22 protein-coding genes, 1 tRNA gene and 1 rRNA gene are annotated in these 20,216 nt (G+C 37.4%); 19 read left to right on the top strand and 5 right to left on the bottom strand.

Annotation, left to right across the window (positions count from 1 at the left end):
• Positions 1-144 precede the first annotated feature (144 nt).
• The 6 genes from rrf (at position 145) to tsaD (ending at position 3,227) form a co-directional block, all read left to right on the top strand.
• Positions 145-260 (top strand): 5S ribosomal RNA (gene rrf, locus J7E52_RS25660).
• A 66-nt stretch (positions 261-326) separates the two neighbouring features.
• Positions 327-400, top strand: a tRNA-Met gene (locus tag J7E52_RS25655).
• Positions 401-597: 197 nt separating this feature from the next.
• The gene (gene tsaE, locus J7E52_RS25650; protein ID WP_214751248.1) at positions 598-1,050 is read left to right on the top strand and encodes a tRNA (adenosine(37)-N6)-threonylcarbamoyltransferase complex ATPase subunit type 1 TsaE; all 453 of its coding nucleotides are present in this window, start codon (positions 598-600) and stop codon (positions 1,048-1,050) included.
• Entirely contained in the window at positions 1,050-1,742 is a 693-nt protein-coding gene (gene tsaB, locus J7E52_RS25645; RefSeq protein WP_214751246.1) for a tRNA (adenosine(37)-N6)-threonylcarbamoyltransferase complex dimerization subunit type 1 TsaB, read from the top strand. The genes tsaE and tsaB overlap by 1 nt, the downstream gene beginning before the upstream one ends.
• A gap of 22 nt (positions 1,743-1,764) precedes the next feature.
• Positions 1,765-2,217, top strand: a complete 453-nt coding sequence (gene rimI / locus J7E52_RS25640; RefSeq protein ID WP_101225599.1) for a ribosomal protein S18-alanine N-acetyltransferase — start codon at positions 1,765-1,767, stop codon at positions 2,215-2,217.
• Positions 2,214-3,227 carry a tRNA (adenosine(37)-N6)-threonylcarbamoyltransferase complex transferase subunit TsaD gene (tsaD, locus tag J7E52_RS25635; protein WP_214751244.1) on the top strand — a complete coding sequence of 338 codons (1,014 nt, stop codon included), beginning with the start codon at positions 2,214-2,216 and terminating at the stop codon, positions 3,225-3,227. Before rimI ends, tsaD begins: the two co-directional genes overlap by 4 nt.
• Before the next feature lie 266 nt (positions 3,228-3,493).
• Here tsaD and J7E52_RS25630 read toward each other — a convergent pair whose 3' ends face one another.
• Positions 3,494-5,413: an ABC transporter ATP-binding protein gene (locus tag J7E52_RS25630; protein ID WP_214751242.1), complete on the bottom strand. Its 1,920-nt coding sequence runs from the start codon at positions 5,411-5,413 to the stop codon at positions 3,494-3,496.
• A gap of 133 nt (positions 5,414-5,546) precedes the next feature.
• Here J7E52_RS25630 and moaC point away from each other — a divergent pair, with 133 nt between their 5' ends.
• Together moaC and J7E52_RS25620 are read left to right on the top strand one after the other, a co-directional pair.
• Complete coding sequence (moaC, locus tag J7E52_RS25625; protein WP_214751240.1) at positions 5,547-6,053, top strand: cyclic pyranopterin monophosphate synthase MoaC; 507 nt, start codon at positions 5,547-5,549, stop codon at positions 6,051-6,053.
• Positions 6,054-6,086: 33 nt separating this feature from the next.
• Positions 6,087-6,746 carry a redox-sensing transcriptional repressor Rex gene (locus J7E52_RS25620; protein ID WP_034306345.1) on the top strand — a complete coding sequence of 220 codons (660 nt, stop codon included), beginning with the start codon at positions 6,087-6,089 and terminating at the stop codon, positions 6,744-6,746.
• A gap of 29 nt (positions 6,747-6,775) precedes the next feature.
• On the opposite strand, the gene J7E52_RS25615 is transcribed toward J7E52_RS25620, so the two are convergent.
• Positions 6,776-6,988 (bottom strand): YdiK family protein, encoded by a 213-nt coding sequence (locus tag J7E52_RS25615; protein ID WP_034306342.1) that lies wholly within the window; start codon positions 6,986-6,988, stop codon positions 6,776-6,778.
• Positions 6,985-7,710 (bottom strand): CPBP family intramembrane glutamic endopeptidase, encoded by a 726-nt coding sequence (locus J7E52_RS25610; RefSeq protein ID WP_214751238.1) that lies wholly within the window; start codon positions 7,708-7,710, stop codon positions 6,985-6,987. The genes J7E52_RS25615 and J7E52_RS25610 overlap by 4 nt, the downstream gene beginning before the upstream one ends.
• Positions 7,711-8,045: 335 nt before the next feature.
• On the opposite strand from J7E52_RS25610, the gene groES reads away from it, so the two are divergent.
• The 7 genes from groES to J7E52_RS25580 all read left to right on the top strand — a co-directional run bounded on the left by groES (position 8,046) and on the right by J7E52_RS25580 (position 14,764).
• Positions 8,046-8,330: a co-chaperone GroES gene (groES, locus tag J7E52_RS25605; RefSeq protein ID WP_101225604.1), complete on the top strand. Its 285-nt coding sequence runs from the start codon at positions 8,046-8,048 to the stop codon at positions 8,328-8,330.
• Positions 8,331-8,389: 59 nt separating this feature from the next.
• Positions 8,390-10,027, top strand: a complete 1,638-nt coding sequence (groL, locus tag J7E52_RS25600) for a chaperonin GroEL (RefSeq protein ID WP_214751236.1) — start codon at positions 8,390-8,392, stop codon at positions 10,025-10,027.
• A gap of 196 nt (positions 10,028-10,223) precedes the next feature.
• Positions 10,224-10,604: a DEAD/DEAH box helicase family protein gene (locus tag J7E52_RS27210; protein WP_286198081.1), complete on the top strand. Its 381-nt coding sequence runs from the start codon at positions 10,224-10,226 to the stop codon at positions 10,602-10,604.
• Positions 10,540-12,600 carry a type I restriction endonuclease subunit R gene (locus J7E52_RS27330; RefSeq protein ID WP_309476941.1) on the top strand — a complete coding sequence of 687 codons (2,061 nt, stop codon included), beginning with the start codon at positions 10,540-10,542 and terminating at the stop codon, positions 12,598-12,600. The genes J7E52_RS27210 and J7E52_RS27330 overlap by 65 nt, the downstream gene beginning before the upstream one ends.
• 13 nt (positions 12,601-12,613) lie before the next feature.
• Positions 12,614-13,339 (top strand): M48 family metallopeptidase, encoded by a 726-nt coding sequence (locus J7E52_RS25590; protein ID WP_214751234.1) that lies wholly within the window; start codon positions 12,614-12,616, stop codon positions 13,337-13,339.
• Between the two features lie 209 nt (positions 13,340-13,548).
• Complete coding sequence (locus tag J7E52_RS25585; RefSeq protein ID WP_214751232.1) at positions 13,549-14,610, top strand: S8 family peptidase; 1,062 nt, start codon at positions 13,549-13,551, stop codon at positions 14,608-14,610.
• Positions 14,567-14,764: a hypothetical protein gene (locus J7E52_RS25580; RefSeq protein ID WP_214751251.1), complete on the top strand. Its 198-nt coding sequence runs from the start codon at positions 14,567-14,569 to the stop codon at positions 14,762-14,764. The genes J7E52_RS25585 and J7E52_RS25580 overlap by 44 nt, the downstream gene beginning before the upstream one ends.
• A 482-nt stretch (positions 14,765-15,246) precedes the next feature.
• Here the strand turns inward: J7E52_RS25580 and J7E52_RS25575 are convergent, their stop codons facing one another.
• Positions 15,247-15,699 (bottom strand): site-specific integrase, encoded by a 453-nt coding sequence (locus J7E52_RS25575; protein ID WP_286198080.1) that lies wholly within the window; start codon positions 15,697-15,699, stop codon positions 15,247-15,249.
• A gap of 316 nt (positions 15,700-16,015) precedes the next feature.
• Positions 16,016-16,732 (bottom strand): DsbA family protein, encoded by a 717-nt coding sequence (locus tag J7E52_RS25570; RefSeq protein ID WP_214751228.1) that lies wholly within the window; start codon positions 16,730-16,732, stop codon positions 16,016-16,018.
• A 473-nt stretch (positions 16,733-17,205) separates the two neighbouring features.
• Here J7E52_RS25570 and J7E52_RS25565 point away from each other — a divergent pair, with 473 nt between their 5' ends.
• Genes J7E52_RS25565 through J7E52_RS25550 form a run of 4 tightly spaced genes read left to right on the top strand, consistent with a single transcriptional unit; the run spans position 17,206 to position 20,204 of the window.
• The gene (locus tag J7E52_RS25565) at positions 17,206-17,946 is read left to right on the top strand and encodes an ABC transporter ATP-binding protein (protein ID WP_214751226.1); all 741 of its coding nucleotides are present in this window, start codon (positions 17,206-17,208) and stop codon (positions 17,944-17,946) included.
• Between the two features lie 38 nt (positions 17,947-17,984).
• Positions 17,985-19,427: a hypothetical protein gene (locus J7E52_RS25560; RefSeq protein WP_214751224.1), complete on the top strand. Its 1,443-nt coding sequence runs from the start codon at positions 17,985-17,987 to the stop codon at positions 19,425-19,427.
• On the top strand, positions 19,402-19,689 hold the full coding sequence (locus J7E52_RS25555; protein WP_214751222.1) for a hypothetical protein: 288 nt from the start codon (positions 19,402-19,404) through the stop codon (positions 19,687-19,689). Before J7E52_RS25560 ends, J7E52_RS25555 begins: the two co-directional genes overlap by 26 nt.
• A complete protein-coding gene (locus J7E52_RS25550; protein WP_214751220.1) occupies positions 19,689-20,204 on the top strand; it encodes a metalloprotease family protein in 516 nt (171 codons plus the stop codon). The genes J7E52_RS25555 and J7E52_RS25550 overlap by 1 nt, the downstream gene beginning before the upstream one ends.
• The last annotated feature ends 12 nt before the right edge of the window (positions 20,205-20,216 follow it).

Genomic DNA, 20,216 nt, shown 5'->3' with positions numbered 1-20,216 from the left:
ACTAATAGATCGAGGACTTAACCAACGCTTTAGAAAAATGAAATACCTTCTTCTTATTATCTAGTTTTGAAGGAATGAAAATTTCTTCTTGCATTTTGATTTCATACATGGTATGATAATTAATGTGCTAAAAAAGATTAAATGTTTGGTGGCGATAGCGAAGAGGTCACACCCGTTCCCATTCCGAACACGGCAGTTAAGCTCTTCAGCGCCAATGGTAGTTGGGGGTTTCCCCCTGTGAGAGTAGGACGCCGCCAAGCTATAATCTTTGTATTCTTTTTGAATAAATGGGAATACTATATTTATAAAAGTAGCATTTATACCGTCGCGGGGTGGAGCAGTCCGGTAGCTCGTCGGGCTCATAACCCGAAGGTCGCAGGTTCAAATCCTGTCCCCGCAATCATGAAAAAAACGAAACTTAGGTTTCGTTTTTTTGTTTTATCTGAAATTAGATTAATTATGTCCCTAACTTATTTGTTTCTTCATTTGAAACAAGGTAAACTACATATAGAATGGTTTTTGTTCCATAATATTGTGTTTATGGTTCTAGACATGAACTATAGGACGTTTCCTAATAATGATAAAGGTGATTGATATATGCAACATGTTGAATGGATTTCTCAGAATGAGGAAGAAACGGCGCAATTTGCGCATAGATTGGCACAAAAGCTTTCCAGTGGGGATGTGCTGGCTTTAGAAGGTGACTTGGGTGCAGGTAAGACGGCATTCACTAAAGGACTGGCTAAAGGATTAGGTGTAACCAGAATGGTGAATAGCCCTACCTTTACGATAATAAAGGAATACATGGGTCGCTTGCCTTTATATCATATGGATGTCTATCGGGTAAGTGAATCGGAAGAAGATCTAGGCTTTGATGAATATTTTGATGGTGATGGTGTGACTGTCGTTGAATGGGCCCATTTAATAAAGGATCACCTTCCAGAGGAAATCTTGAACATTTATATCTATCGTCTGGGCGATACAAGCCGGCGTATTGTTTTGGAAGCAAAAGGCGAACGATATGTAAAGTTATGTAAGGAGATTATTTGATGAAGGTTTTAGCTATAGATACATCGAATTTCACATTAGGGATTGCACTGGTAAATGGGAGTCAAGTAATAGGTGAGTATACGACGAACCTAAAGAAAAATCATTCGGTGCGGGTAATGCCAGCAATTGAAACACTGCTGAGGGATTGTGATACTAAACCAAAGGAATTGACTAAGATAGTGGTCGCTCAAGGTCCAGGCTCCTATACAGGGGTCAGGATTGGAGTGACGATAGCGAAAAGCATGGCCTGGACGCTTCAGATTCCGTTATCAGGTGTTTCCAGCTTAGAGGTATTAGCAGCTAATGGACGTTATTTTAACGGGTTGATCTCTCCCTTGTTCGATGCAAGAAGAGGGCAGATTTATACTGGATTATATGAAATGGAAAAGAATTCTTTAAAGACAGTCATTGAAGATTGTAATATTCTATCCTCTGAGTGGGCGAATCAATTGAAGGAATTAAATCGTCCTGTTTTATTTGTTGGTCAAGATGTGGACATCCATCGGGATGCAATTGCGGATGCATTAGGCGAATTAGCGGTATTTGCTCCAGTACAGTCATATAATTCAAGGCCAAGCGAACTGGCCTTCATTGGTCTTGATAAGATTGAAGTGAATGTTCACCAGTTTGTACCGAATTATATCCGCATGGCTGAAGCAGAAGCTAAGTGGCTTGAACAGCAGGGGAAATAAACAAGGAAAGCGACCGATTATTATGAGTAAAACATTGACGTTCCGAAAGATGAATACGGAAGATATCGATCAAGTGCTTAACGTGGAAAAGCAGTCCTTTACTTTGCCTTGGAGCCGGGAAGCTTTTTTTAATGAATTGAATCATAATCAATATGCTGTATACATGGTGATAGAGGATGAAGGGAAAATCGCCGGTTATTGCGGTGCGTGGATCGTCATTGATGAATCGCACATTACCAATATAGCGATATTGCCAGAATACCGAGGGCAAAAGCTTGGAGAAGCATTGCTCAGGAAGATGATTGAAATCTCCATTTCGATGGGGGTGGTGAGGATGACGCTTGAAGTCCGTGTCAGTAATGCAGTAGCCATTTCGCTTTATGAAAAACTAGGTTTCCAAAAGGGTGGAATCCGAAAAAATTATTATACAGACAATCAAGAAGATGCTTATGTTATGTGGGTGAATTTTTCATGAAAAAAGATCAATTTATATTAGGTATTGAAACGAGCTGCGATGAAACTGCGGCAGCTGTCATAAAAAATGGTACGGAGATACTGAGTAATGTCGTGGCTTCACAAATCGAGAGCCATAAACGTTTTGGCGGTGTCGTTCCGGAAATAGCTTCCCGTCATCATGTAGAACAAATTACGATCGTTCTTGAAGAAGCACTGCTACAAGCCGGTGTGACATATGAAGACTTGGATGCCATTGCCGTTACAGAAGGCCCGGGACTTGTAGGGGCACTATTAATAGGCGTGAATGCGGCGAAGGCTGTAGCTTTCGCACATGGAATACCGATTGTCGGTACGCATCATATCGCGGGTCATATCTATGCAAATCGGCTTATTCAGGAGATCGAATATCCTGCGCTTTCTTTAGTGGTTTCGGGAGGTCATACGGAATTGGTGCTTTTAGAAGAACCGGGCTCTTTCAAGGTGATAGGGGAGACGCGGGATGATGCAGCAGGAGAGGCGTATGATAAAGTGGCTCGAACCTTGGGGCTCCCTTATCCTGGCGGTCCCCATATCGATAGGCTTGCACAAGAAGGCTCACCAACTCTGAAACTGCCTAGGGCATGGTTGGATGGCAGCTATGATTTTTCTTTCAGCGGGTTGAAATCAGCGGTGATCAACACTTTGCATAATGCAGAACAGCGCGGGGAAAAAATCGAACCTAAAGATTTAGCGGCAAGTTTCCAAGCAAGCGTGATAGAAGTGCTTGTAATGAAAGCTGTAAAAGCTGCAAAGGAATATAATGTGAAACAGGTATTGCTTGCTGGAGGAGTTGCGGCAAATAAAGGCCTTAGGGAAGCATTAACGGATGCATTTAAGGATTTACCTATGGATATATCCATTCCGCCCCTCTATCTTTGTACGGACAATGCAGCCATGATCGGTGCTGCTGGCAGTGTCATGTTTGAAAAGGGAAAACGATCTGGTTTGGATTTGAACGGAAATCCTGGATTGGATATAGAAGCATTTTAATTGACGAGAAGACAGGATCCCTCACTTCGGCATCCTGTCTTTTTATCGTGTTAATAAAAAAAAAGAATATTCTGTGGATAAAGTTTTTTTGATTATGATACTGCATGTGTATAAAACGGTGTTTTTGTGGATAAGTGGATATGTTTCTGTGGATAATGTGCATAACTCAAATTAATGGCTAATGAACGGTAAGTAGTTTGTTAACAAGTTTGTGGATAACTTTTTATAAAAAAGAAAAAGACCGAGTCGATTGACTCGGTTTTTTGTCATTCTTCCAGTTCAGCCCATTCTTCGAGAAGCTGGTCCAATTTTTCCTGTGCTTTATCAAGCTTTGTTTGGACTTCCATCACTTTTTCGTGGTCCTGAAAAACATTTGAATCGCAAAGGAGGTCATTATATTCGTTTATTTCGGTTTCAAGGAGCTCCATGGCTGCCTCGATTTCCTCAATGCGCCGTTTTCGCTGGCGTTCAGCTTTTTTTGCTTCTTTATCTATTTTGTAATTTGTTTTTTCTACAGCTGCATCTAAAGTTTTAGCCTGATCCTGCTGTTCAAGTGCTTGGATTTCAGCTTGCTCCTGTTTCTTCTCTAAATAGTAATCATAATCACCGAGGAATTCTTCGTTGCCGTCTTTGGAGAGCTCTATCACTTTCGTTGCTATCCGATTTATGAAATAACGGTCATGTGAGACGAAAAGGATAGTTCCCGGATAATCGATCAATGCGTTTTCAAGCACCAATTTACTATCGAGGTCCAAATGGTTCGTTGGTTCATCAAGAATTAAAAAATTCCCTTTTTGCATCATCATTTTGGCTAGAGCGAGCCGAGCCTTTTCGCCCCCGCTTAGTGTGGAAACGGTTTTCAAAACATCATCCCCGCTAAAAAGGAAATTACCGAGTACGGTGCGGATGTCCTTTTCCGGTTTAAGGGGATAGTCGTCCCATAATTCATTGAGTACACGTTTATTGGAAACAAGGTTAGCCTGTTCTTGATCGTAGTAGCTGACTTCTACGTTCGTTCCAAAACGGAAGTCCCCGGAAATTGCAGGGAGCTTAGAGATGATCGTTTTCAATAACGTTGATTTTCCAACTCCATTTGGGCCTACAAGAGCTATGCTCTCGCCTTTTGTCATCCGGGAATTTATATTCCTTGATACCGTTTCCCCTTCGTATCCGATAGCCAAGTCCTGAAGGTGGAGCACTTCATTGCCGCTTTGCCTTTCAATCTGGAAAGAAAAATTCGCGGATTTTTCATCTCCTTGCGGCTTGTCCAATACATCCATCTTTTCGAGCTGTTTGCGTCTGCTTTGTGCTCTTTTCGTCGTGGAAGCCCTGGTGATATTACGTTGGACAAAGTCGCGAAGCTTTTCGATTTCCCCTTGCTGCTTCTCGAACAGTTTCATGTCCCGCTCATAATCTTCCGCTTTTCCCTCTAGGTAAGAACTATAATTACCATGGTATTTTTTCATGTTATTCCGGGAAATCTCATATACCAGGTTTACTACTTTATCTAAAAAATAGCGGTCATGGGAAACGATGAGGACAGCTCCCTGGTAGCTTTGTAAATATTGTTCAAGCCAAGAGAGGGTTTCGATATCCAAATGGTTCGTCGGCTCATCCAGAATCAATATATCCGGTTTCCTTAGAAGCAGCTTCCCTAATGCAAGCCTTGTTTTTTGCCCCCCGCTTAAAGTGGAAATTGGGGTGGAATGGTCAAAGTCAGCAAACTGAAGCCCATGCAATACGGAACGGATATCCGCTTCATATTGATAACCGCCCTTCTCTTTGAATGCCACCATTAAAGTGTCATATTCATTCAACACTTTTTGGTAAATCGTTTCGTTTTCAAAGATGTCAGGTCTGGCCATATCAGCCTCAAGGCGACGCAGTTCCTTTTCCTGCTCTATAAGGTCCGTGAATACAGTCAGCATCTCATCCCAAATGGTCAGTTCGGATTCCAATCCCGTATCCTGGGCCATATAGCCGATGGTGACGCCTTTTGGTTTGATTATTTCACCGCCATCATGGGAAAGCTGCCCGGCTATGATTTTTAGCAGAGTGGATTTACCGGCGCCATTTCGGCCGACAAGTGCAATTCGATCTTTATTTTGAACTTCGAGCTTCATATTTGATAAAATAAGTTCAGCTCCATAATATTTCGATAGTTGATTGATTTGTAATAAAATCATAGATTTCACCTCAATTGATTATAGTTAGTGTAACGTATTTTAGTTATTATCGGCAACAGCTTGGTTCCAAGCTAAAACAAAAGCTGTTACATAAAGTGGAATAATAGTGTATGATTTAGGAGGGGTTACTTAAATGGGAGACTTAACGCATTTTAATGAACAGGGCAGGGCCAAAATGGTCGATGTGAGTGCAAAGCCTGAAACAACCCGGATGGCAGTAGCTCAATCGAGCATTTTATTGAATGATGAAATATATGAATTGGTCACGAACCAGAAAATGAAAAAAGGTGATGTACTGGCTGTTGCACAAGTTGCAGGAATAATGGCCAGCAAAAATACATCCAATATCATTCCAATGTGCCATCCCATTGCTCTGCAAGGGGTCAATATAGCCTTTGAGTGGGAAAAAGAAGAACAAGGATACAGGCTTAGGATTGAAACGGAAGCTAAGACAAAAGGGAGTACAGGTGTGGAAATGGAAGCGTTAACAGCTGCATCCGTGACTGCCTTGACTGTTTATGACATGTGTAAGGCCATTGATAAGGGAATGGTGATCGGGCCTACATTCTTAGTGGAGAAAACAGGCGGAGTTTCCAGTAACGATTATAAAAGACAAGTAAAACAAACAGATAGAGATTAAGTTGAAAAGCATGTGTGAAGGCGGGGAAGAAAAATGAACCATGACCCAAAGATACCGCAGGCAACAGCCAAAAGGTTGCCATTGTATTATCGATTTTTAAAGAACTTACATTCCTCAGGCAAACAAAGAGTTTCCTCGGCAGAGCTAAGCGAAGCTGTAAAAGTGGATTCTGCCACCATACGCCGTGATTTTTCCTACTTTGGCGCGCTTGGGAAAAAAGGCTACGGCTACAATGTCAATTATTTATTATCCTTCTTTAGAAAAACACTAGATCAAGATGAATTGACCAAAGTCGCTTTAATCGGGGTAGGAAATTTAGGAACCGCTTTTTTAAATTACAATTTCATGAAAAATAATAATACAAAAATTGAAATGGCTTTCGAAGTTTCCGAAGAAAAAGTCGGCAAGCGAATAGCTGATGTGCCCATCTATCATATGGATCAAATCGATACACTATTGCAGGAAAATAATATTACTGCGGCTATATTGACAGTGCCTGCACAGGTAGCCCAGACGATAACCGATCGTCTAGTCAAAGCTGATATAAAAGGAATATTGAATTTCACACCTGCACGGCTGACCGTGCCCCCATCCATAAGGGTTCACCATATTGACCTGGCCGTGGAGCTTCAGTCGCTCATCTACTTCCTGAAACATTACCCTGTAGTGGAAGAAGCCGCATTGGAGGAATGAAAAAAACGCTGCATCATTGCAGCGTTTTTTTATTTTTTCTTATTTTTTTGTGCGGCTTTAATCTTAAAGTGCAGCATGATCATGCGTAATCCCGATCCAAAGTCAAGAGTCGCAATAAGGACAAGTATGTAGGCAAAGAGTCCCCATCCAGAAGAATTGACGGTTTGAATCGCAATAGCGGTAAAAAGAGCTCCTAAGCCTGCATAGATGATGCCCATGAATAAGGGTGATTGACGTTTCATAATAAACCTCCGATGAAGGCCTGTGCAGTATCTATCATCTTCTCAATATCCTCCCGATATACCACTTGAAGGATGATAACAAGCGTATTCATCGCAATATGAGCGCTCATCGATACGAGAATGCGGCCTGTTTTTGCATAAAGGAAAGCAAAAGTGAAGCCCATTGCTGTATATAAAAGAAGATGTTCAAATTCTCCATGCGCCAAGCCGAAAATAACTGAGCTGATTAAAGCTGAAATAAAGAAGTTAAAACGTTTATGAAGTGATCCGAAAATGATTTTCCGGAAAATTAATTCTTCCAATATAGGTCCAATTACTGAAGTGACGAAAACGACCATGGGGACTTTGTAAATGAGTGAAATGAGTTGCTGGGTATTTTCAGATTCAGACTCCACCCCAAGCATTTGTTCAATGCTGCCGGCAATGCTTTGCGCAAAAAGAGCCATGAACACTCCTGCAATTGCCCATAATATGGACATGGAAACGGAAGTTTGATTCCTCGTGTCCAACTTTTCCTTCATATCTTTTCTCATTAAAAAAAGAATCAAGAATAGAGCAGCGAGAAAACTGAAAACTATCCAGTATGCTGCAGATTTCACTTCGAGTTCATCAGCCGGCATTCCGGTATAAGACCCGATCAGCATGAAAATGGGTACCCCGACAATACTGGATAATTGCATGGCAATATAAGTGATGATGACGAACCAATATTCTTTTTTCAAAAATGAAAACTCCTTTTATAGTCACCCATTCCGCTCGGAACGTTCCTGATATGGGGACAAGCTATAAACGCATACTCCAAAATGGTATCAAAAATTGAGGCAGAACACCACTTAAAGGTACCCCTAACGAAACATTTCAATTACTTTGTTAAGGAAATCATTATGCTAAAGTAGTTTACCCGTAATTTATCAGAAATTAATAAAAAATTTTCAATAAGATACTTGCAAAAAAGGCTCGGTTTATTTAATATTATAAATGTGTTAGCACTCGATGATGAAGAGTGCTAATAAATCATGTAACAAATTATCAAGAGAATATGAGGAGGTTGTTTCACTTGTTAAAACCATTAGGTGATCGCGTTATTATTGAACTAGTTCAAACTGAAGAAAAAACTGCAAGCGGTATTGTTCTTCCTGATACTGCTAAAGAAAAGCCACAAGAAGGTAAGGTAGTAGCAGTTGGTACTGGCCGTGTCCTTGAAAATGGCGAACGTGTTGCTTTAGAGGTTGCCCAAGGCGATCTAATTATCTTCTCAAAATATGCAGGTACTGAAGTTAAATACGAAAACACTGAATACTTAATTTTACGTGAAAGCGACATTCTAGCTGTTATCGGCTAATTATACATCATACTTAACTGAACGAAAATTTTCTTAAAATTTTAGGGAGGTACTTATAAATGGCTAAAGAAATTAAATTTAGTGAAGAAGCTCGCCGCTCCATGCTTCGTGGTGTGGACGCACTTGCAGATGCAGTTAAAGTAACGCTTGGACCAAAAGGACGTAACGTGGTTCTTGAGAAAAAATTCGGTTCGCCGCTTATCACAAATGACGGTGTGACAATCGCTAAAGAAATCGAATTGGAAGATGCATTCGAAAACATGGGTGCGAAATTGGTTGCTGAAGTAGCAAGCAAAACAAACGACGTAGCTGGTGACGGTACAACCACTGCAACGGTTCTTGCACAAGCGATGATCCGCGAAGGTCTTAAAAACGTAACAGCTGGTGCTAATCCAATGGGTATCCGTAAAGGTATCGAGAAAGCGGTCAATACTGCAATCGCAGAATTGAAAGCCATTTCCCAACCTGTTGAAAACAAAGAATCAATCGCACAAGTTGCTGCCATCTCTTCAGCTGATGAAGAAGTGGGCCAACTGATTGCAGAAGCAATGGAGCGCGTTGGTAACGACGGCGTCATCACAATAGAAGAGTCTAAAGGTTTCACAACTGAATTGGACGTAGTAGAAGGTATGCAGTTCGATCGCGGATATGCATCTCCATACATGGTTACTGATTCAGATAAAATGGAAGCAGTCCTAGAAAATCCATATATCTTGATCACAGATAAAAAAATCACGAATATCCAAGAAATCCTTCCTGTACTTGAGCAAGTTGTACAACAAGGGAAACCGCTATTATTGATTGCCGAAGATGTAGAAGGCGAAGCGCTAGCAACTCTTGTTGTGAACAAACTTCGTGGAACATTCAACGCTGTTGCGGTTAAAGCTCCTGGATTCGGTGACCGTCGTAAAGCAATGCTTGAAGACATCGCAGCTCTTACAGGCGGCGAAGTAATCACTGAAGAAATCGGTCTTGATCTTAAATCTGCAACAATCGATTCATTAGGCCGTGCGTCTAAAGTGGTTGTTACAAAAGAAAATACAACGATCGTTGAAGGTGCTGGAGATACAGCTCAAATTCAAGCTCGTGTAAACCAAATCCGTGTTCAATTAGAAGAAACAACTTCTGAATTCGACCGTGAAAAATTACAAGAACGCCTTGCTAAATTAGCTGGTGGCGTAGCGGTAATCAAAGTTGGTGCAGCTACTGAAACAGAATTAAAAGAACGCAAACTTCGTATTGAAGATGCATTGAACTCCACTCGTGCCGCTGTTGAAGAAGGTATCGTAGCAGGTGGTGGTACAGCACTTCTAAACGTATACAATAAAATCGCTGAAATTCAAGCGGAAGGCGACGTAGCAACAGGCGTGAAAATCGTTCTTCGTGCAATCGAAGAGCCTGTTCGTCAAATCGCTCACAATGCTGGACTTGAAGGCTCTGTAATCGTAGAGCGCCTTAAAGGCGAAGCAGTAGGCACTGGCTTCAACGCAGCTACTGGACAATGGGTGAACATGATCGAATCAGGTATCGTCGATCCTACTAAAGTAACTCGTTCAGCGCTACAAAACGCTGGTTCTGTAGCAGCTATGTTCTTAACTACAGAAGCTGTCGTTGCTGACAAACCAGAACCTGCTGGCAGCGGTGGCATGGGCATGCCTGATATGGGCGGAATGGGCGGAATGGGCGGCATGATGTAATAAACATCATAAAGCATTGATATATAGGGGTTTTTAAGTGATTGAGGTTTAAATGCTCATACTTTTGCTCATAATGAGTAAAAAATTCAACTTCATAAGCTAAAAGCTCATTTATTAGAGAAGGTCTTTCATCAATTTACTAAATTGGTGGGAGGCCTTTTCTTCCATGTTAGCGGTCATATGAGCGTAAATATTCATGGTAGTGTTAATGCAGGATAAAAACATCATTTCTTTATTTTATCCTGAGCGTTTATTAGAATTGACACGTTATTTTACACTATTTGATAAGGATGTTAAAAAGGTTGCTCGGTATCAGCAATACTTTGCGATTAAAGAAATTATTAAGACTATTCAAGAGCGCGACGAAAACGGCAATCGCCAAAGTGGTGTCATTTGGCATACACAAGGATCGGGAAAATCACTCACGATGGTTATGTTGGCAAAATATATATTATCTGAATTATTGGAACACAGCCCAAAGGTTGTGGTCGTAACGGACCGAGTTGAGTTAGATAAACAGATCTATAAGACATTTCAATCTTACAAGATTAAGGGCGAGCCGTGCGAAGTCAGGTAGCCATTTAGTAAATTTAATCAATGATAATAATGCTGATATTGTCACCACTTTAGTTCATAAGTTTGATACAGCTTCCGTAAAACAAAAACCTGTTGAATCGAGGGATATTTTTGTTTTGGTGGATGAATCACACCGTACACAATATGGCGAGCTCCATATAAAAATGAAAAAGGTATTCCCAAATGCTTGTTACTTAGGGTTTACGGGAACACCTCTTATGAAAAAAGAGAAGAACACAATGATTAAGTTTGGAAAGCTAATCCACACTTACACCATAGCAGATGGCGTAAGAGATAAAGCAATTGTACCCTTGTTATATGAAGGGAAAATGGTTGATCAATCTGTAAATCAAAAGGCCATTGATAACCGTTTAGATATGATTACTCGGCATCTAAACGATAAACAAAAAGAAGATGTGATGAAGAAGTGGAGTTTGTTTGAACGAATAGCTTCTTCCAATCAAAGAATAAGCATGATTGCATTTGATATTAACCAACACTTTTTGGATAACTATAAAACCCAAGGAAGCCAATTTAAAGCAATGCTTGCTACAAACAGCAAAATTGAAGCAATTCGTTATTTGGAAGCGTTTGAGGAGCTTGATGATTTAAATTGTGCAGTTGTCATTTCTCCTCCTGACCAACGTGAAGGTCATGAGGCGGTAGACCAAGAATCCAAAGATAAGGTACAGAATTTTTGGAAGAAAATGATGTATCGCTATTTAAATGAAGACGCTTATGAAGATTCGATTAAGGAAGAATTCATTGAGGGCGACGAAATTGATTTGTTAATTGTCGTTGATAAGCTATTAACGGGTTTCGATGCACCGAAAGCAACCGTTTTATATATTGATAAGCCGTTGAGAGAGCATACTCTTCTACAAGCCATTGCGAGGGTAAACCGGCTGTATGAAGGTAAAGATTACGGATTTATTATTGATTATCGTGGGTTGTTGGATAAACTAGACCAGGCAATGCAAATGTACTCAGGATCTGGTCTAGAAAACTTTGATCCAAAAGATATTGAAGGTGCCATTTATGATGTTATCAGTGTAATTGGCTCTTTAAGGCAGTACCATTCAGATTTACTTCAAATTTTTGCTCCTATTAAAAATAAACAGGACACAGAAGAATATGAAGTATGGTTAGAGGATAAAGAGCGTAGGGATGGCTTCTATGACGTATTGAGTCAGTTCGGCCGAAATCTTGGCATTGCTTTAGAATCCGAGAAGATCTACAATGCTTTACCGGAAGAAGAATTGAAAAAGTATAAAAAGGACTTGAAGTTTTTTCAAGAGCTTCGCAAAAGTGTGAAACTTCGTTACTCGGATACGATTGATCACAAAGAGTACGAAGCTAAAATGCAAAAGTTAATGGACAATTACATTTCAGCAGAAGAAGTCATTCGTATAACCAATCCAGTAGATATTCTCAATGAAAAAGCATTTGAAGAAGAATTAGAACGCTTAGATACCAAGCGGGCAAAAGCAGATGCAATTCGTACTCGTTTAACGAAAAGCATTAATACAAAATGGGATGAAAATCCTGCTCACTATAAGCGTTTCTCAGAGCGTATTCAAGAAGCAATACAAGCCTACAAAGATAAACGAATATCCGAAGCGGAATATCTATATAAAATGCATGATATCATGAATGACTACCGTAAAGGAGAGCCTGTAGAGGATTATCCGGAAATTATTAAGGGAAATCCGAATGCACAAGCATTTTATGGAGTTACAAAGGAAATTGTAAATGAGGTTCAAGAAACTATTGCAAGCTACGATATAATTGGTGATCTATCATTAAAAATGGAAAAAATAATTCAGCAGTACACAAAAGTGGATTGGCACAAAAATATTGAAGTCCATAATCGCATCGCTCAAGAGCTTGATGACCTCCTCTTTGACTTTACAAAAGAGCAAAAAATCAATTTAGACTTTGATCAAATTGATAAAATTATTGAACAAATTAAAACTGTGGCACTACGGCGTTATTAAGGTTGTGAGCATCTTGGAAAAACATCTAGTTCAATACGGCCAAAAATTTATTGAATTTCAATTGGAGCGAAAGAATGTTAAAAATATAAATCTAAATATCAAACCAGATATGTCAATTATAGTAACCGCAAATTCAAAAGTTCCAATTGATTTTATATGTGAATTTGTAAAGGGGAAAGGTGCATGGATTTCAAAACATGTGAAGAACTTTGAAAACGTGCAACCTATCAAACAAAGCAAACGAGAATATGTAAGCGGGGAGACATTTAAGTACCTGGGCAAACAGTATAGATTAAAAGTCCTTGTGGCGGATCAAGAAGACACCGTTAAATATTTTCGAGGATTTATTTATTTATATATAAAGGATAAGAATAATTATAATCGTAAAGCCAGGCTTATGGAGGAGTGGTATCGAGAAAAGGCACAGAAGGTTTTTGAGAAATCTTTGGAAAAGATTTACCCGTTGGTGCAAAAATATGCTATCGACAAGCCATCAATAGATTTACGTTTGATGAAAGCACGATGGGGTTCCGCTTTAGTGGATTCAAATACAATACTCCTCAATAGTGAGCTAATTAAAGCGCCGAAACATTGTATTGATTATGTGGTGTTACATGAATTAATACACTTTAAACACAATAACCATAGTGATGACTTTTATAAAATGCTCTATTCCTTGATGCCCGATTGGGAGAATAGGAAGGCAATTTTGGATGAAGAAATAGTCATAGATCTGTAATTTAGGAAATATTATGATTTCGACATCCCTTTATATATATTTATACATGCTCCAACTTACAAATCATACACCCGTTTCCTGGGTGTATTTTTGATTTATTAAGTGTTATTGTGTTCATTTTATGATAATATTTAATTTAAATCTTAAAGGATTAATCTACCATTATATAGAATATATACATATTGAAATTATTTAAAGGAGGTGTGAAAATGGAAACGTATCTACTTGAATGTGAACCCTCTGACAGAGGTTTAATCAATAATTTTGTTGAAAACAATGGCGGTTCCATTGTATATTTTTCACCTGTGCTACCAATAATAGGAATTAAGGTTATAGATGAAATAAAGTGTGAAATCGAACGCACTTTTAACTTAAAATACATAATGGAAAATCCAGTTGGGGTCTTACAAGATATTGAAGGTACAATTAGCAGTGTTCCACAAAACGATATCCAAATAGTTCCTGGGTTGAATTTTAGTTTACTGAGGAATTCTAATCTTACTGGCTGGGGAACCACGGTTGCGGTATTGGATTCAGGGGTGGATGAAACCTGGGTAATTGAACATCAGGACTTCACTGGATTTGGGAGTACTACACTAATTAATCATGGAACAAAAGTAGCTAACATTATCCGAAAAGCAGCGCCTGGTGCAATGATTGCAAGCTTTAAAGTTACTCAAGATGGGTATATAAAAGCAACAGATGTCTTACAGGCAATTGATGCGGCTGTTAAGAAAGCTGATATTATAAATATGTCAATGGGATTTGATGTCCCTTGTACAGCTGAAAATCCTTGTGTAATGTGTCAATATGTAAATCATTATACACAAAATGAAGGTAAATTATTCATTGTAGCAGCAGGTAATAAAGGTACTGGAGAATCAACAATTCAATGTCCTGGAAATTCGCAGGAGGCAGTCACAGTAGGCTCAATTAAACCATATTCAATGGAAATAGCTGATTTTTCAAGCCGAGGAGTTCCGGGTATAAAAAAACCGAATATATTATCATCAGGTACAATATATTTTAATCACATACCCGATCACGGAACCTCTTATTCAACACCAGTGATTTCAGGTGTGTGTGCAACTTTTTTTCCCTTTTTGACCAAAGGTGTTTCAGAAATGAAGTCCTATCTCTATTCCTCTACAAGAAATATTGGTCTTCCAGAGCATCATCAAGGTTTTGGGTTGCTGGACCTCGAAAAATTATTGGAGGTGTTTATGAATGCTCAGAATTATGATACGAGTAAAGGACAAGAGCAAGGTTGATTTATTAGAACGATACGGTACCATTATTTATAAATCACCTATTTTGAATTTAGTGACATTAGAAACAAAAGATACTTTTTTAAACCTAATTGGTAAAGATCAAAACGTATTAAGTGTTGAAGTAGAACCTGAAGGCAGATTAATGCCAGTTTAAGAAGTCCTCTCCATTTGTGAGAAGGGCTTTTTTTTATACCCAATACCTTTATGTATTGGCTTTTTCATTATTTTTGTGATTTACTAAAAAACCTGATTAAGCAGGATTCTGTAATAAAAATTTTATTTTGTTTTTCTTCATATTTTATTTACACATTAAAGAGCGTAAGAAATACGGGTTTAGAGGATGATCAATGAAAGAAGGTAAGGAAAAGGCCCTTACCCAATGTTCATAAAAATGCTCATAATTTTGCTCATAGTCTTTTTTTATTCGTTTTTAAATAGTTTATACGAAAAGATGAAAACCTTGTTATATCAATGATATTATTATTACATTTTCTTCTATTCTATACCTTGATGAATGGGCGGCATGATGTAATCATCGCCTAGAACCCTTGGTATATAGGGGTTTGTAAGGTGGAGATTAGTGAAATGCTAACCTTTTGCTAACTTTCAATTTTTGAAACAACTTTACTTCACCAATTAGAGGAGACCTTTCGTAAGTTCACTGAACTTATGGGAGGTCTTTTCTTCGATATTTTTAGTCATATGAGCGTATATGTTCATCGTCGTGTTTATATCTGAATGCCCTAATCTTTCTTGAATATCTTTTACGCCTGCCCCAGCTTCAATGAGAAGGGATGTATGAGTATGTCTAAAGCTGTGGGGGGTAATGTGCTTGTCTACTTCCAAATGCTTCATTAAACGCTGTAAACGCAATACCACTTGCTTCATAACCCTTGGATGCCCGATGTTTTCAGCAAAAATGAAATCTTGATCCTCATATACTAACCGTTGTTTCATTTTCAATTCCATCTGCTCACGCTTGTGTGCTTTGAATAAGGCGACAAGTCCATCGTCAATCATGATTGTGCGGATTGACTTTTTTGTTTTTGGGGTTAGGAGTTGATAACCTGTACTTCGGAGAATATACAAAACAAGTTTTAAAAATACGAATGGAAAAGAGTGATATATTAATATATTTACGAACAGGAAACTCAAATCAATCTGAATGGGTTAAATTTGCTTGAATATTTTAAAATGTTAAAAAAGTCTATATATATAATAGATTCGTTAGATGATTTGTGATCTTTTGTACAAAAATTTAATGATGAGTAAAATGGAGAATTAGAAGGACAATTTCAAAAAGCAATTGTTTAATCGTTTATACTAATAACTCACACATTTTGATTAATATTTGTTAAAATGCGTGAGCTTTTTTTATTATATGAATCGATGTTTGCAGCTTTTTTTAATCATTATTTTTCTCTTCTATCGCTTTATCAACCGCTTTTTTCAAATCATCAATGCTTTGACTTCCATCAAATTCCTTCCCATTAATAAAAATAGTAGGTGTTCCGATTACCCCTAATTGTTCTACATGTTCTATATCCTTTTCAAGTGAAGCATCCGATTTCCCACTACGGAAATTATCTACAACTTTCTCAACTTCTTTAACACTAGCCATTTCTTTTAAAATATTTATTAAGATTTTTTCTGTAAAATAATCGTCTTTTTCATATTTTGTGTCTTCAGGTAGCTCTTCATAAATCCGATCATGGAAATTCCAGAACATATTGTTCCCTAACTCCTGATAGACGGATTCTGCGAATTTTGCCGTCCGTTTTGAGTCAATATTGATAAAAGCATTATTAAAATAATAAAATTTCACCTTTCCGGTATCAACAAGCTCTTCCAAAATGGTAGGCACTGCATTATCTGAAAAATTTTTGCAGACAGGGCATTTATAATCACCAAATTCTATAAGTGATACTGGTGCCGATTCCTCCCCGAGGAATGGTTGGTTGCTATAATCTATGTCGATGGCTTTGGGCTCTTCTAACGGCTTTAATTGATTTCCAAAAAGTATGAGAGCCAAAATAACAATAGCAACTAATCCGATCATATAAAATGCATATTTTGCAGACAACTTAGATTGCTCATTTTTTATTTTTTTATTACTCTCCATTATCAAAAACACCTCTTATTAGCTTTATATTAGTTTCTAAGCTTAAAAAAAATGATAGATAATTACTCATCTTCCTTTCTTGTGTGAAATTTTTCAAGTTAACCTTACTAATATACTAATATACCTGTTCAAACTTCTCTGGAAAAATTCAAGTTAAATTTACATTTAAAATAGTTCAATTAATATTTAAATGTTGTTTGTAACATCTTGGAGTTGAAAACCCCAAAAAGAAGAAGAGCAGTTGAGTAGGTAATTGAATGGTATTTTTACTAGATATATTAGTAAACCAGATATCAGCTATATTACCTTATTTTACTAGAATAACAAAAAAATTACAAATAACCCTTGAAATAAATCTGAAAATGTCTAATAATTAAATTGTGAAGTCTTTGTTATAGTATTTTTTATTTTTTTGTAATTATAATTATATAGTGAATAATGTATTAGCAAGAATGGTATAAAGGATGAAGAATATGCTAAATATTGAGAATGTCTCTTACTCCTATGATAAGAAAACCAAGGTCTTAGATAACTTAAATCTGAAGGTCGAGAAGGGTGATTTTCTCGCTTTGATTGGGCCAAATGGATGCGGTAAAACAACATTGATAAAATTGATTTGTGACCTTCTTGAGAAGCAAGTAGGTACGATTGAAATGAATGGTCTGGACCACAAAGATTTCAAAATAAAACAAGAGGTATTATATTTACCGAGTGAAGACATTTTGCCTGAGTTTCTCACCGGACGTGAATATATTAATCTTATGCTCGACCTATACTCTGTATCAATCAATTCAGATTATCTCATACGATTGACCAAATATTATTCATTTGAAGCTGCTTTGGATGTTTTGATTGAAGAGTATTCACACGGGATGAAGAAAAAAATACAGATAATTGCGGCTATGTTAATCGACCCACAGCTTCTAATTGTTGACGAGACGTTAAATGGAATGGATGTAGAGTCGCGAGAGGTAACGAAGCTCTTGTTTATGAATTTCTCTGGACCGGAGAAGACAATTATTATGTGTTCCCATGACCTTAATCTTTTGGAAGAAATGTGCAACAAAGTTGTGATTTTATATGATGGAAAGATTCATACACAGGAATCCATAGATCATGTTCATAAAAGTACTAGTCTCTTATCGATTTTTAGAGAGATTATAAATCATGAGGATTTAAAAAATGAGATATTTAAAGATAGTTCAGATTTATAGTGTTTTCAAAAAAACTAATTATATGGTGATTCTATTAAATGAGATTATTTCAAATTAAAAATTTAGCTGGTTTATATAATACTTTTTTTTTGCGTAAAATTCTGAATTTTGGTGTGCTAAAAAGTCCACTCATAAGAGTTTTACTTTTGTTGGCTTTTATCATTTTGCTTACATTCATATCTTTTTCGATATTCTCCTTTTTTTCTGAAACACTTCAACAAGAAGAGACTGTTTTATTTCTACTAAATACTTATTCAACTACCATAATTCTATGGACACTCGTTGTGACGATATTTCTTAAAATTGTTTTTTCAAAGGTTGATGGCTTCTTAAGGATGACGATGAACTTCCCCATCAACAGTAAGGAAAGAAATTTCTCAGTATTTCTCTATGAGACTTTTATTTCCTTTGTGACAATTTTCCTCTTGTCTTTCTCGGTTGTATTATCTATCGTTTTGATTCATAAGTTTGACTTTACTACCATATTAATTGTGAATTTAATATATGTAAGTACCTTTACGTATCTAGTGCTTCAGGTCATTTCGAAGATGGTATCCTATATTTGTTACTTTTTGCGAATTCCAAAGTTATTTCATGTTTTAAATCTATCCATTTTAGTTTTTATTTTCGCTCTGTTCTTCAGAGAAGCTCAAGGGGTTGTTAAGAAACTCGCTGATGATTTCACAAGTGGGACAAATGAGGCGACGAGTTTTTTACTTTTCTTTCAATATGTTCATCAAGAATACGGATTTCTACTAACAACAATAATTTATGGGGTACTCGTTACAATCCTTGTAGGGGTAATTATCATTATTCCTGATAACTCTTATATGTCAAATGCGAAAAACATTCTCATTGCAAGGTCCAAATCAATTCGTTTATTGAAAGCATACGTCCTGAGTTCCTTGCGAAACATGAATACATTAAATACAGTAGCGCTCATTTATTTAGCAGCGATTACCTTGGTCATTTTTCAACTCAACAATTTGATCTTATACGCCATAAGTATACTTGCTTTTAATAGCATTTACACCTTTATCAACTCGCAAAATTTACGCCTAGTAATGTACAGGTTTAGTTATGTTGTATGGGAGGATTATTTTTATATGGTGGGTTCCCAAATCACTATAATCTTCCTCGCTTCACTACCGATATTATTGCCGGGAATAATTATTGTGGATTCAATGGTACATCTCATTTATCCTTATTTGATAGTTATATTGGGTGTCCTAATTTTCGTTTTGGCTGGGATCTTATTTCCACCTTATAACGATAATCCATTTTCAGTTGTGACAAGTATTATTGTTGTCACAGTGCCAGTTTTTATCATCAGCATAGCCCTTTCTTTCTTAAATTTAGGTCTTTTGCTAAATAGTCTACTAATCTTATTTTTTTACATTGTTATCATTTTATTTAGTATCCAAGGGTTGATTAATATAAAAAGGAGTCTGAAGAATGAAAAAGACGTTCACAGTCATTAACAGTCTGGTTTTATCGATAATTACAACGTTAATCATCTTGACGGCTAGCTTTATGTTCATGCTGTTTAGCAGTGGTGATGAAGGGGATAGGACGACATATTTCGGTAGCTTATACTTTTCTAATAACGAAGCTCTAGACGGTTCGCTTGCATTACAATTTGGGGTGGCGAGTGGGACACCGATTTGGATTACATTTACGCTCTTGTTTGTTGTGTACTTAATTGTATTTCAATTCACTAAAAACTTTAGGCGGAAGTCATAGTGACTTCCACCTATATCTTACATCAGATATCATTTTTATTTTTGACAAAGTTGTTTTTTGGTAATTACAAAAAAATGCTATTTACAGTCATTCTTGTAACATTAATTCCGTTTCTAATTTATCCTAGCTTTATAATGGCTCATTTTATTTTAAAGTTTTATGTGATTTTTTTTGTAGGACTGTTTTTATCATACATAATTCATGAATACTTGCATATTTGGTGCTTAAAGAGAAGCAGGCAACCAGGTGAAATTGTCGTTGAATTCTCGCTTATGAAAATCTCTCTATATCCGCAATTTGAACTGTCCAAAGGGGAAATGCTCAAGGTAGCATTGCTGCCAGCGCTTGCGTTACCTATTGTTGGTCTCGGATTTGTTTCTATAGGGACGTGGACGGAACAAACATTTCTCACCCTAACAGGATATATTTATATTCTTCATGTTATTAATATCCTTCCTCCTCTGGGGGATGGGATTATGATATTAAAAGCTTTACTTACTAATAACTCTGCTTGAAAGGAGGTGAAA

The sequence above is a fragment of the Bacillus sp. ISL-34 genome, assembly GCF_018613325.1.
Lineage (GTDB): Bacteria > Bacillota > Bacilli > Bacillales > DSM-1321 > Peribacillus.
This window is presented reverse-complemented; position numbering and strand designations above follow the sequence as displayed.

Bases quoted from the DNA above. Each gene is read 5' to 3' on its own strand.
- tsaE (WP_214751248.1), top strand. From the start codon at position 598: ATGCAACATGTTGAATGGATTTCTCAGAATGAGGAAGAAACGGCGCAA.
- tsaB (WP_214751246.1), top strand. From the start codon at position 1,050: ATGAAGGTTTTAGCTATAGATACATCGAATTTCACATTAGGGATTGCA.
- rimI (WP_101225599.1), top strand. From the start codon at position 1,765: ATGAGTAAAACATTGACGTTCCGAAAGATGAATACGGAAGATATCGAT.
- tsaD (WP_214751244.1), top strand. From the start codon at position 2,214: ATGAAAAAAGATCAATTTATATTAGGTATTGAAACGAGCTGCGATGAA.
- J7E52_RS25630 (WP_214751242.1), bottom strand. From the start codon at position 5,413: ATGATTTTATTACAAATCAATCAACTATCGAAATATTATGGAGCTGAA.
- moaC (WP_214751240.1), top strand. From the start codon at position 5,547: ATGGGAGACTTAACGCATTTTAATGAACAGGGCAGGGCCAAAATGGTC.
- J7E52_RS25620 (WP_034306345.1), top strand. From the start codon at position 6,087: ATGAACCATGACCCAAAGATACCGCAGGCAACAGCCAAAAGGTTGCCA.
- J7E52_RS25615 (WP_034306342.1), bottom strand. From the start codon at position 6,988: ATGAAACGTCAATCACCCTTATTCATGGGCATCATCTATGCAGGCTTA.
- groL (WP_214751236.1), top strand. From the start codon at position 8,390: ATGGCTAAAGAAATTAAATTTAGTGAAGAAGCTCGCCGCTCCATGCTT.
- J7E52_RS27210 (WP_286198081.1), top strand. From the start codon at position 10,224: ATGGTAGTGTTAATGCAGGATAAAAACATCATTTCTTTATTTTATCCT.
- J7E52_RS25585 (WP_214751232.1), top strand. From the start codon at position 13,549: ATGGAAACGTATCTACTTGAATGTGAACCCTCTGACAGAGGTTTAATC.
- J7E52_RS25580 (WP_214751251.1), top strand. From the start codon at position 14,567: ATGCTCAGAATTATGATACGAGTAAAGGACAAGAGCAAGGTTGATTTA.
- J7E52_RS25570 (WP_214751228.1), bottom strand. From the start codon at position 16,732: ATGGAGAGTAATAAAAAAATAAAAAATGAGCAATCTAAGTTGTCTGCA.
- J7E52_RS25565 (WP_214751226.1), top strand. From the start codon at position 17,206: ATGCTAAATATTGAGAATGTCTCTTACTCCTATGATAAGAAAACCAAG.
- J7E52_RS25560 (WP_214751224.1), top strand. From the start codon at position 17,985: ATGAGATTATTTCAAATTAAAAATTTAGCTGGTTTATATAATACTTTT.
- J7E52_RS25555 (WP_214751222.1), top strand. From the start codon at position 19,402: ATGAAAAAGACGTTCACAGTCATTAACAGTCTGGTTTTATCGATAATT.